Source organism: Pseudomonas sp. Marseille-Q5117, from assembly GCF_946901175.1.
In the GTDB taxonomy this organism is placed as follows: Bacteria; Pseudomonadota; Gammaproteobacteria; order Pseudomonadales; family Pseudomonadaceae; genus Aquipseudomonas; species Aquipseudomonas iranensis.
The window spans coordinates 255,020-268,193 of record NZ_CAMPPP010000004.1; the positions used below are offsets into that span (position 1 = coordinate 255,020).

Sequence of the window (13,174 nt, forward strand, 5' to 3'; positions counted from 1 at the left end):
GGCACATTCAGATCACGACCAGAGTCAGCGAGTTTTCAGCTGCTCCCACAGGATTGTTCACTATTGCCTTGACATCGACAGAGCCCGTTGCCGTGGGTTCATAAACCACTTTTGACCATCCCTTCTCATCGCTGGGAGTTCCTCTCAACGGCACACCCTTAACGGTCCAGAACACGCTCATGCCCACGACTGGCTCGCTCAGAATAGTTACGACCTGAACCTTGATTGTCACGGGCTTGCCCACTTGACCAATGAGCGGTGACGCATTAATCAAACGCAAGATAACGCTCGGCCGAGCAAGCACGTTGATCTTCCGTGTTACCGAACCTGTGGCCAGATTCAGTGAAGCCTCCAGTTCAAACTCCCCGACTTCAGCAGCCAGAAATGTTGCTTGAGCAATCCCGTACTCGTCGGAAATCGATGTGGGCAGCGATTTACCGGCGTATCGCCAGTTGACTGGCAGGTTTGTTGCGGGTGTGCCTCCGGAGTGGATATTGACGACTGCCCAGGCGTTCACCTCATCTGCGCGATAGATCATGGTCCTGTCGCAATTGAGCGATTCAATAATCGGCAGTTGCCCGCTATAAGCCAATACAGCCATATCCCAACCGCCAAGCCCCCCTTCAACCGTTGCCGTTAGAGCACCATCCCCTTCATTCAAAACCTTGTGAGTCCAATCTGCGATACCCGCGGAATCGGTCACCGAACTCACGACGTACCCGGCAAACTCCCACGTCACGGTCACTCCTGCCAAAGGTAATCCGGTGAGCGTAGAAGTTACTTTGGCCTTCGCCTGCGCTTGAGCTTCGTCGGCAGGCTGGCGTGAGTCGGACGACTCATAAAGCTCGGCGATCCGCCTCGGTTGCGCGAGGAAAAGACCCATTGCAATCGAAGCCGAATTGACAGTATCGCCAACCGTTGCGATGACTTGACTGTTACCTGGAATTGTAGGAACAAAGCGTACCGACGCCCTTCCGTAAAAATCGGTCTCGGCATCCAGAACACCCAGGTCAGGGTGCGTGAACGTTACCAAGACTCCTGACATCGGTTTTCCACTGATGGATGATACGACCTGGATGGCCTCCTCGAAGACATCGCACCAAAGAAGCTGCGCACCGGCCTTGGTGGCCGACGAGCTGATTTTCATCACCCGCGAACCTGTACCCTGCGACATCGCATTGGTCGGCGACAGCCTTGCCAGCCGCTCGGCGGAGAATCGCAACGCAAAACTGCCGTCCGTTAGATTTCCCGCGCGCAACTCAAACCTCGCCATTGCGTTGGTGACGACCTGCGCCACGCCCAGCTCTGGCTCATAGCTATTGCCCAGGGTTGATGGTGCAGTGCCGATATGACCCAGACGTACGGTTTGTCCCTCGAACTCCTCCGGGAAAAACGCCACGATACTGTGAATGCCATTGCGGCGGGGAAACCCCGTGGCGCTGCCCCAAACCTGACTGGTCTGGCCATCGAAGCTGACCTTGACCCGCGGCCACAGATCTTCTGCCAGCGGCGTGAATGTGGCGTTTCGCTCCTCGGTGGAACTGTCGTAGGGGCTGAGCAAAGTCGCCCGCACCGTATGCACGCCGGCGCTCACTGGCAGAACGGCAAAACCGGAGTTTCCTTCGCTGTCGGTGTTGACCGCTACGGGGTCACCGCCAGAGCGCCATGACACCGGCACATTGGCAGCCGCCTTCCCGGTAAAACGCGATACCACATTAGCCCACGTCCAGGCTCGATCCAGATCCACTACCGGGTCCACCGGTGATTCCACTATGTAATTGAAACTCAGGGCATTATTTGCCAGAACCATGGGAGTGACGGGGGCGACGAATGCCAATTGAGGCAGATTTGCAGCGAGCGCAAAGTCGCCTGCCGTCTTGCTGCCGCTGAAGCCAAGCTCCCAGATGGCGCCCTCTGCACCCAGCGGTTGCGATTGCGTCAAGGGCGGACTCACGGTCGCATCCAAATCGCCGTCAGGCGTTCCCGACCAGTCCAGCTTTGCTGACAGGCCCACCAGCGGACTTAGCTCATTGAGCCAGACGGTAAACCGATGATCCGCACCGAGGCAGGGATAGAGTTTCTGCCCGTCAAGTGCTGCCGAGACGCGATCCAGTCTGACGCCAAGCTCTCGGGTCAGGTCCTGATTGATGAAACGCCCGCACAACTCGCGATCGTCTGCAACGTCGTCGGCTCGCAAACGCAACTCAAAGGATCTGCTCAGACTTTCGGCGGCGCTGGAGGACAGGGTCCATGTCAATCCATCAGCCCCCAGCAGGAAAGAAACGCCGAGATCAGCCGGGTTCAGACCAATCAGTGGATCGCCCTCTCGCCAATCCAGACTGATGCGTTTGCTGCCGATCCATGGGCTGCCAGCAACTGGACTGACCTTCAGCACATGTGTCTGTCCATGCCGGCAAACCAATCCTATGGTCTGGAGATCGATTGCTTCGCCGTCCATGGTTAATGTCACATGCGCCTTCCAGATGCTGGTGGCAATCGCCTTCACGACAAATTCCATCTCGCTCGGCTCGGCTTCTTCGTGAGCCTTGATGGTGGCAGTTACACGATGGTCTCCCGCGCCTCCAGGCTGATGGCTATGACTGGCCCAACCACCGGTGCCTGTCAGGGTCCTCGTCACGCTCCCATCCGGCTTTTTCCAGAAAACCAGCGCTCCCTCTACCGGGCCACTTGGTCCTGATGCCGTCTTGTGCAATACCTGCACCCACATCCGTGCACTTTCGTTTTCACCTACCACGCAAGTTCTGTCAGGCCCTCGCACCTCACCAGGTATAACGTCATTGCGCGCCAGCGACATGGGTTTGGCAGGCGAGCTTTCCAACAGATGCGCAGAGCTCAGTTGCAGCGAAAACCGGCCATCCTGTCTGTCCTCGTTATCCAGACGATATTCAAGTATTCCATCCGGACCTACACGAGCGGCTGTTTCGAGCGGTGGCGAAACGGTAACACCCAATTTATCGGCAGGTTCACCAATCCAGTGCAGCCTCACATCGGTGTCCCAGAGAATCTCAGGGAAGCGGATCCGCAAGTCGTACACTGTCCCGCGGTTGGGGTATCCCTTCTGCTCCCAGGGCTGCGCTACTCCCTGCACATCCAGCGTGCAAAGCTCCTTCAGCGGGTCGGTCGCCAATACCTTGACCTCAAAGACGTGAGTTACTACACCGCCGAGGTAATAGAGACTTTCGACAGAGGTTTCGATGCGCACAACGCCGGCTGCAACCGGTACATGTTCAAACCATGCCCAGCCCTCACGGTCGGTCGTCGTTGTCTGCCTGTTCCTCTTCGGCGCAGGCTTGGCGCGCGTACCTGTTATCTTCCAGCTGACCTTTTTCCCTTGCAGTGCCTTTTGGGTGTAATACGAGCCCACACGGACGCCAACCCTTATCGTTTGGCCATGCTCGAGAACCACGTAATGCGCTGCGTTTTCGAACTGGAGAAACTTCAAACGGTGATCACCCAGCGAGACGGAAATGTCCAGCACGGGGGCGTTGAACTCGTTCGCTAAGCGCAGAGTGAAAAGATAGGGGCGGTCGCCGTCGATCTCCGGGCAATCGAAACGCCAAAAGTCATCCAGCGGTTTGTCCCTGCCACAGTCTGGATCGGCGACAATTGCGCCCTGAGGATTATTTTCGATAGTCAAGGAAGCCTGCGTCCCTCGCCAGGCATCATCCTGCGCGTGCACACATCTGAATCGGTGCGAAAGCTCGCCGAGGGCTCCAAAGCACAGCGGCACAGCCCGCTGGAGTGGAAACTGTTTCCCATCCAGCTCAAATGTTTGTACCTGCGTCGCCGGCAAATGCAACTGCAGGTCAAGCCCGGTGATAAGCAGCGACGAGGTAAAGTCACCTTCTTCGTTGCCCGGACTGATGACTTCGACTCGAAGTATGTTTTTGTCCTCAAGGGGCAATGTCACATCCACTTCGTATGCGCGCGGTTCGAATATCGGGGCCAGACCATTGTTCTCGTCCACAAGGTCGGCCTGCCGATCACGAAGTGGCCCCGCCAGCAAAGCAATTTCCTGCTTTTCGGGGGATCCTTCCACGCTGAGTATCAAGCGGCCGTCCTCACTGTGATTCATCACATTGAGACAGCTCAAGACATACCTGACGTCGATTCCGGCACTCTTGGATAACGTCATCCGTTGAGAAACGGATGCGCCGTCGGAAGCGGAAAGCACGCGTATCTCGTCGCCGTTTGCACATTCAAAAGCCTTCGTTATAAGGTTCGACGGTTTGACCGGTCCTCTTGTCCAGCTTTCGAGCCCCAGGGAAAAATCACCATTGCGCAGCAGACTCCGTAATGCCCTGACGTCGTAATCAGACATGACGCTGACTCCGTTTGGCCTTGCGCTTACTGGCGGTCTGCATCGCTTCTGTTACCAGATTTTCCACGGCCAGCCGGAACGGCGCCTCACCGGCCTTGGCCGTATAACGTATGGTGATGATGATGTCGGTGATGGACGCGAGCAGAGCAGCCTGCGCGGCCAGGCTCCACCACGGAAATTCGATGGACCACGATGAAACGACTCCCGTACATGCAAAGGTGCGAAGCAAGCCCGCGTCCTGCTCATCCGCCACGCGTCCATCATCCCTGACGCCCTCGGAAATTCCGATCTGTTGTCCTGGGCGCACATTGACCACCATGCCTGCAGGTGGATTCTGGTCATTGGTTCCGTGTAGAAAGTCCACCACTCGCGGCGATGGGCTGATGACGGTTCGACTGCCGTTCTGCCTCACAGTGGCGACAGCACACTCATACGGCGCAAGCAGTACCGGGAGGTCCACTTCAACCGATTGAATCAGACGGCAATATTCACCGGGACTGCCGCGGTTAAGATTCAACTCTGTCACTTCGAATGCCAGCCGGCCGGTGGTCTGCAACTTTTGCAACGCCTTGGCCCAGGTGGGTGCATCGAGCTGAGGTTCGACGTCATCATCAAAGAGCTGGCGCAAGGAAATGATCTTGATTCGCTCGATACGCCGCTCATAGCTCTGCAGGTGATCGCGCTCGATGTTCATCAGAAAGTTATTGAGGTGCTCGGCAGCCGCCAGACCATGATGTTTCTCCGACCATGGCTGAGGCAAAGCCGGCCGCGAGTCGTAATCGCCGGTTTGCGCAGCGCGCGATGCCAGCACACTGAGGCACAGGCTGCGCGTGGCATCATAAGCCTGGTAATACAGCGCCTTGAGCTGTGCCAGCAACCAGTCGTACAACTGGCTGTGAGTGCTGCGTTTCTGCAAGAAGTCGTAAAGCGCCAACGCTTGGCGATTTGTCTGCAATACCAGTTGCTCGCTGGCCCGGGCCGCTTCCACTGCAATTTCCTGCGCCTTGATCTGCTCGTCAAGCGCCGACAGTTCAGCGAGCGCGAGGTTGCGCTGCATTCCCCATTCGCGGCGACGCAGACGATAGCCTTCAGCCACTGCTCTCTTTTCCGCGTCTGCCGACTTGCCCATGGACGCAATTTGCATACCACGGGCAACGGCATGGCCCACAGTTTCAGGAAACATATTGCCGAAGGACATACCAGCGATTTTGGGTACGAGGGCCATTGCCGCTGCGGTGACCTCCATGGCCGTCGACGCCTGATTGAGTTGTTTGGCGGCGAGAATGTCATCCATGATCCGGTATTCTTCAGCACTTACATTTTCAGTGAACCACTCGGACAAACCATCGTAACGTTGCTGCACCGCCTCGCGACTTTGCTGCAACGCTACCAGCGTCGCTTCCATTTGAGCGATGGACTTTTCCTGAATGGCCTTTGTCCATTCGCCTTGCTCAACCAAATGCCGTTGCTGTATCTCAACCTGTTGTGCTGTATCGCGCTGTTCCAGAAAGCGCAGCACCCGGTCGCCGAACTCCTTCAACATCTGCACGGAGCGCAGCGCGAACTCGAATGTCACTCGCCAGTTATAGGCATTGACGACTGCCCCCCCGCCCATTGATCTGGGGCCGGCGTTGGGTCCAGCAGCCAGATCACGTAACAGTTGCGCAGGATCACCCGGTTGTTCATACAGCGGCAGGTAAAGATCCTTGCCATCAATGCTCAACCAATTGCGCAAGTTGTTTAGACGACGCTGCGGCAGTTGGAACAGCGCCGTCAAGCGGTCATTGGTCGGGAACTTGAACGGCCCGCTCGCAAGCATGCCCATCGATGGTTTGAAACGGGCAGAAGGAGGTACGTCTGCCAGGGAATAAATCAGAGCACGTTCAAATGCCTCCAGCCCCGGGCGTGTCCTGCTGTTTTCAAGTAGCGCCCCGAGCGATACCGGTTGCCAGTCCGTCACCGAACGCGCTGAAGGCGGGTCGCCCATTAGCTCTTGGGCCTGCAGATAACACTCTTTGGCGAGCACCAAACTGTCCCGCGTCTGTTGGCGGTAATACCAGTCACCTTCTTCGATCAGGTTCTTGACGAATTCGATGAAGGTCAGAATCCTGAAATGTCGCGGGTTCGAGTACGCAACTGCGTATGGGTCGTCCTCTGTAAGGCACTCATGGCCGACATTGCCTTTCTGCACCAGCGGGCGGCATCGCCAGTAGTCCGGTTTGGCGGGAGAACTCTTCGTCGTCGATGGGTCAGCAATGGCTTGCGGGTCGAACACCCTGCGTAACCAAAGATCGGACTCGCGATAACGGTTCTCTTCGCGAAGGCGGGCGGCCACCAGATGATGCAAATAAAAAAACAGCTCCCAAAAATACAAGCCGTTGGCCCCGTCGAATGCACCGTTTGGCTCATTGACCTCTCCGGCTTCGGAAGCCGGTTCAACCAGGAACTGCGTCGTCCAATCGAACAAGGCATCCAGCGAAAAGTTGGCAAGGGCGGCCAGATGCGGGGCGAACAACGAGTTCAGGCGCACCCGCGCCAAAGTGTCCGGCTTGTTGAATGCCAAAAACTGCGCCGCGTCGTTTCGGTTCTTTTCCAGCACAGCAGGGTCGAAGCGCGCGATGCCCGTCATGGTCAACACGAATTTTTTTCTACCGTAACCTGTAGAGGAGTCGCTGGCGCCGAAGGTGAAAGTGAGGGGTGTGAGAAATCCACCGGCCGCACGCGTGTAAGTCAACGATACAGTCTGCCATCCGCCCAGCCCCGGGAATGAGCCGGTAATTATTTCTGGGTCTTGGCCTGACCCAGGGTTGGTCAGTGTCAAATCAAAATTGACGTTCGCCGCGCTCCCCTGGCTGTTCGTTTTGCAAAAGCCCTGAACAATCAGCTTGTCTCCCGTGGAGTGGGTGAGCAGGATGGCGTGCAATCCATAGAACTCAGTCAGCGTCCCCTTCACTTCGTCCGAGGCTTCAACCTTCGGCAAGCTTTGCTCAGTCAACGAATGCTGGACGGTCAGGACGCTGTCGAAACGTTCCGCCAGAATTTCCAGCCAGCCGCCCTCATACCAGGCAACAGGGCGAAACAGCGCATCGAGCAACACTGGAGTCGCTGCCTTGGCACCGTTGAAGAACAATACGCCCAGACAGCCGTTGGGATGACTTTTGCTGACCTGAACCGTGGCGATCAAGCGACTGCCAAGAGCAGGAGGCGTATCTGGATAGGATATGTTTTGCAGATTCGTTGTAGGCGACCAGTCGCCATTCTGAGACCTGAAAGCAAGGTTGATGCTCAACTTGTAGGGAACATATCCTTCCTGGTCCTTCCCAAGCTCGTCTGCAAGTTCAGCCCAGACCAGACAAGGCCGACCATTCCAGAACACCGGACGCATATCCAGTACCGTTCCGGTAACCCCGACATCAATGGGTGCCCATGGCCCCCATGCCGCCGGACTGATTGCAGCACAGCTCGGCGTCAGTTCGATTTGCGCCTCGCGCCAGAAGTATCGGTAAGGCGCCACTCGCTCACGACCGATAAAGAAATAGCGTCCCTTCACAGCCGAGTCGCCGTGCAGGAAAGCACTGATGACTTCCAGATTGCAGAACCCTTCAAAGGCTTTCAGATAGTTGCGAACGGCAACCGACACCGAATCGGTACTGAGCCGTGTCTGATTCAGATCGGTCATCAGCGTCAGGAACAACTGCGTCATGCCCGGCCGCACGAACGGTGTCATGTAGTTTTCCGGATAGATCAAAAGCATCTGCAATGCCGACCAGTCCGAATAGCTTCTGTAAAGCTCCCAGCGCTTGAGATCGTCTTGAGGAAACCGAGCTGTCACATAGCCCGGCTCAAGCCGCTGATAGGCGGCGTGGACGAACTTCTGCGCACAGCTGATCCCCTCGGCGCCACGTGCGCTGGGCACCTTGGGACTGTCCTGCGTGTCCAGACGCAGCAATTCATCAAGATGCTCAGGTTTTTTGATGTTGTGATACCGGTGACGTGTTTTATCAGCGAAGTAGCTCACGCAGAATTCCGTGAGCGCAATGCGATATTGGTTGTTCAGGTCGTCGATGATGCTTTGGCTCATGATCCTTGCTCCAGTCATACGGGCTGCGCGGACATCGTGTTTAGCGAGGACGGACGGCAGGTACAAATTCAATCCAGTCGAAGTCCACGCTGTCCCCGTCAGGCATCGAGGTAGAGGTCACGGTAAACCTGAACTTTCCTCCCGAAACGCTGGAGACGAAGGCCCGGGCGAAGCCGTCCTGAGTGGTGAGCCTGGCCGCCTTGATCACCGCCTCGACCTTGCGCGAGGAATTTTCGCCATAGGCCTGTACGGTCCACTGCACCGGCCTGCTCTTGCCCCGATTTTTGAATGCATCCTCAAGTACGGCGGACAGCTCGACAGTCTGCCCCGCAGCGACCCGGGTTACCGGCACTTTGGACATTAACGGCGGCGGGAAAACCAGAGTGGCGACGTCATCGGTCAACTGGACGGGATCCGCTTCCTGCGGTGAAAACAGCTGCACCCAGAACAACAGCCGCTCCGTCCCCATGGCTTTGCCTGGCGTATATATTGCCTGGGCCACCCCGTCCGGATCAGTTACCGACGTGACCACCGTGCCAAGGCTGGCCTGTCCATGAATGGCCACTCCGCTGAGCGGCTCGCCGTTCTGATCAGTCAGGGTAATAGTGATCACGATCGTGTCGGAGCTGCCGGCGACCACCGTGGTCTTGTCCGGCACGATCTGCATGTTGACGAGCGGCGCACGCAGCTCGTCGGACGGGCGAATCGCTGGCGCCGTTTCCGTCAGACTCAACAAGGCGCGTTCGGCAACATCCTTGTAAACAGCTTTGTCCGTAGCCCCATCGACGGTCCTGGGCAGCGTACCCAGCAGGAAAACAGTCAGTGCATCCATCCCGGTATGTCTGGCCAGTTCGCGAACCCGGACCAACAGATCCAGTTGTTCAAGGTTCTTCAAAAGCCTGTGTATCGGATCGATTCGCCCGACACACTCGTGCACTTCCTGCTCGCTCCAGTCAAATAACCGTGCCAGCCACACTACTGACGCTTGTTGCGCCAGACGCAGAGCGTCCTCGGACAACTTGTCGGGATCACCCAATTCGTTGACCTGCCGCAGATAGTCAAGCAAATCCGTATGTGGCGGTTCGCTGATCTCGAAGGCGTGGGCCAAAACTGACAGGTAATACACCGTGGACACGACGACGGCGTGGCGATCGACTTGCTTCCACCACACGTTGATGCCGTAATCGAGCAGCTCGCTGAGTGTTTCGAGACTCAGGTCAAGTTCGCTCACAATGGCGCTGCGCCGACGCACTTCAGCCAACAACTTGAAGAGCGGATCGAGAGGTTCGCTGCGCAATGGCAGTGGCAGCATCCACTCCTCGGCCATGTGTTCGACAATACTTGTCAACAACTTATAAACGGTAGAATTCGCCCAGCTCAAAACCCGCAGCGACCGCTCCGCATCCAATTCGGTGTATTGCGCCAGACACTTGCCAGCGATCGACAGCTGCGCGTCACGCGCCTGCAACAGAACAGTCAGCATGATCTCGACGATCGGAGCACGCACGCTGCTGTCCTCGTTCAATCCTTCTTCCACCGCCTTGTCGAGCTCCTGCCTGGCGAACATCAGGTACTCGGCCTCGCAGCCATCGTAAGACTTCACCAGGCCCTGTGGGTCTGTCAGTGAAGGCATCAATTCTCTCCAGTCCCTGCCAGGCAACTCTCTCACGCCATCCCTCAGGAAGGAGGCGTTGGTCAGCAGTGCCTTGTCCAGCAAGTCATGGATCAAACCGAACAAACGCTGCTCAGGCTCGGATGCCTCATTGCTGACCTCTGGAGCCGTCACTTGTTGCAGCATCCACGGCACCGGCAGGTTGCGCGTCTGGCACCAGTAGCGACATGAGACCAGTGCCGAAACAAGATCGAGCACATCAGGTACTGTGTTTCTGGTCTCGCGGTTTTTCCTGATTGCCGGTATACCCGCCAGACCGTTGACCCACGCTTCCCCGCCCAGCACCGTGAGCATCGACAAACCTTCAACCGGGGTCATGTTCAACAGACGTGGCAGTTTCACCAGTCGGTAAAACGCCGATAGAATTTCGGGGCTGCGCTGTAGCTTGTTGGTCAGGCCATGGGCACGGGCAATCGCCTGCGCCAGATACTGGTAGGTTTGCAGGTCGATTTTCAACGCGCTGCAGATTCGGTTGACCGTGAGTTCCGATACACCTGGCGCCAGCAGCAAGGGAAAATCGCCGCCATCGATAACCAATGGCTCACGGTAGTTTCCCAGGACGTTATTGAATATCTCATCAAACTGGGATGGGGCCTGTCCGCGCCCATAAAGCGACATCTTGTCGATAAACACGGCGAAATCCGCAGCCTTGCATCCATAACCTCTACGCAAGGTCTGAAACAGCCCAAGCGACTGCACGGTCTTGTCGGTAATCCAGATGTCAGGCGGTTCAGGGTTCTCAGCGTCTCCTGCGCGCTCCGCATTGAAAGCGGCTACCAACAACAGATCAACTTGCTCCGGACTCACATCCAACCACAGATCCAGCCGCCGTTTGCGGTTCATCCGGTCGTAGGTTTCAGGGTGTATGTTGGGAAGTTTGCTCAATCGAGGGGAGAAGTTCAGGTAATCGATATCGAGGGCAGGAGGCTTGCCAGCATTGATGAAAACAGAACCGGAACGCTCGCTTTCATGCGTGGCGGACTCTTCATAGACATGGACATTGTCCGATCGCGTCGGCGCGTAGCTACGCAGCGACAACGAGGCTGCGATTGCCTCGCTATCCTGCCGGGTTCGCGCGCCGAAGAACTTCGCTTCATTGAGGCTCTGAAAATCCACCCCGTGCAGCCCGTAGTTCTTCGCGTAAAACGCCTCTTTGGTGTCCTGGTCGGCGTCATCAGTAACAGGATCCTCGGTCAACAATGCCCGCTGAAACGGCCCCAACTCCGAGGCAAGTTCCAGTGCACGACCGCCATCCTCATCCCACGCGTCCGGTTGAAGAAAGTTGGGGTACTGGGCACTTGTCCAGCGCGAAAAATGTCCGACTGACAGACCGTGATGAATAACAACCGCGTTGATTGTTGCCCAATGTCGGTAGTACGGCAGCCCATAAGGATGGCGCCGCTCGATCATTTGTTCATCCAGATCCGCCCCGTCGGTGTGCTTGGCGATGAATGCTTTCAGGACATCGAGGATGATGTCGACGGCCGAGATCGTCTTGTTCATCGCGTTGTGATCAATCATCAACGCTTCGATGTCGGGACGACGCTCATGGATAAAGAGTCTGCCGGTATCCGGATCGAGATCACCATACGGCTCGATATTGTCTCGGACCCAGGTCCAAAGCTGTACCAGATACCCCACCACACCCGTTGAATCTTCCAGAGCTCCGACCGGCGCGTATTCATGAAAATTCGTGGGAAACAAAAGCTCGTAACTGGGCCCCGTATTGAAGCCCCCCTCGTACGGTGATGGTGTGGTCTCGCCGGTCAATAACTGTTCGATATAGCGCCGGCGCAGGTATATCGCCAGTGCATTGGCGCGCAACAGAAATTTTTGTGCATATTCGATGCTGAGTCCGAAATCTTCGGCCAGCCGGACGGGACCTTTTTCCACCAGCGGAAAAATCGAGTCACCACGTTCCAGATACGCTTTCAGTGCGGCAAATTTCTTGTACCTGGCCTGTTTGCCAAATACCTGCTCAAACAGCTCCACGCTGGGGCGCTTCGAGTTTTTTGCCTTAGCCATATGGACACCCTTGAGCAGTAAGTTTGCGATGGTGGAACGTTGCCGACATTCGTTGGAAGAGCCTATTCAACGCTACTGAAACCCAGCCGACCACTGTAATAACTGACAGGTTTGATGACCATTCGTCGAGATTAGGTGCGGCATTGGCTTTGCGGGCCTTTGGGGGCTACTTCGTATTGACCTCTAAATCAAAAGGCAACGATTCGATCCAGCCACCCGCATTGTCGGGAAGTTTCTGTACGAGCTGGATGTCATGAGTCCCTCCTTGCCAGTCGCGTGTCGTCATTTCCCAATGCTCGTTCACTATTATTACCGGGGGTGGCGCGGTGCCTCCCGGGCCAGTCTTGATGGTCATACTCACCGTTGCGTTGGTCCAACCCGCGCCGGAAATTTTCACTTGCCCATCAGGTAGAGTTTCCTGGGTAATTTCCTTGAGCTGATCGGGGCGGACAAACAGATCAAATGGGGCGGAGCGATTTGAAGGCTCACCCCAAAGAAACCTTTGGCTGGCCACGATCGAGTGACGACCGGGCTTTAAATACATTGTTATCTCCCATCTCCCCTCCTTGACGAGCGCTGGAACCGGATAGAGCAATTCGTCGGTCAAATCTCGCCAGACACTGACCCAGCACAGAGAACTAGCTTCACCCCCGATAACGAATGTCTGATCCACAGGTTTCTCCGTAGGCTTGTCAATCGTCGGTGCAGGCAAGGTGGGCGGCGTGTATTTAAAGGTCGCTTGGTAGCTGACTTCGGTGGAAAGTTCGCAAGAGTCTGCATACTTGCAAACCAGCGTCACCTCTCCCCATTGAGGCTTGAGTATGACCCACCAGATACCGTTGTCTTGAAGTGTCACAGTGTCGACATGACGTCTCGTGCCATTTTCCACTCGGTACAATTCGACAGTTTGCGCTGTGTGCGAAAAGGTCTCTCCCCTGCCCCAGATCGAGTATCCATTGGCTTCAATGACATCTCCCTCTCGCGGGTACTCGATAGTGGGTGGACTGTCGACCTTGCTGTTGTCGCTTTTCACACCGGACATAAAGTTGCGCTC

The 13,174-nt window shown here is 56.4% G+C and carries 4 protein-coding genes; all 4 read right to left on the bottom strand.

What is annotated here, in order from left to right:
- Positions 1-7: 7 nt before the first annotated feature.
- The 4 genes from OC605_RS09650 to OC605_RS09665 all read right to left on the bottom strand — a co-directional run bounded on the left by OC605_RS09650 (position 8) and on the right by OC605_RS09665 (position 13,162).
- Entirely contained in the window at positions 8-4,342 is a 4,335-nt protein-coding gene (locus OC605_RS09650) for a hypothetical protein (protein WP_262136766.1), read from the bottom strand.
- Positions 4,335-8,423, bottom strand: coding sequence for a neuraminidase-like domain-containing protein (locus OC605_RS09655; protein ID WP_262136767.1), 4,089 nt, complete (start codon positions 8,421-8,423; stop codon positions 4,335-4,337). Before OC605_RS09655 ends, OC605_RS09650 begins: the two co-directional genes overlap by 8 nt.
- A gap of 40 nt (positions 8,424-8,463) precedes the next feature.
- Complete coding sequence (locus OC605_RS09660; RefSeq protein WP_262136768.1) at positions 8,464-12,120, bottom strand: Tc toxin subunit A; 3,657 nt, start codon at positions 12,118-12,120, stop codon at positions 8,464-8,466.
- 166 nt (positions 12,121-12,286) lie between these two features.
- The gene (locus OC605_RS09665; RefSeq protein WP_186567628.1) at positions 12,287-13,162 is read right to left on the bottom strand and encodes a hypothetical protein; all 876 of its coding nucleotides are present in this window, start codon (positions 13,160-13,162) and stop codon (positions 12,287-12,289) included.
- Positions 13,163-13,174: the final 12 nt, after the last annotated feature.

Bases quoted from the DNA above. Each gene is read 5' to 3' on its own strand.
- OC605_RS09650 (WP_262136766.1), bottom strand. From the start codon at position 4,342: ATGTCTGATTACGACGTCAGGGCATTACGGAGTCTGCTGCGCAATGGT.
- OC605_RS09655 (WP_262136767.1), bottom strand. From the start codon at position 8,423: ATGAGCCAAAGCATCATCGACGACCTGAACAACCAATATCGCATTGCG.
- OC605_RS09660 (WP_262136768.1), bottom strand. From the start codon at position 12,120: ATGGCTAAGGCAAAAAACTCGAAGCGCCCCAGCGTGGAGCTGTTTGAG.
- OC605_RS09665 (WP_186567628.1), bottom strand. From the start codon at position 13,162: ATGTCCGGTGTGAAAAGCGACAACAGCAAGGTCGACAGTCCACCCACT.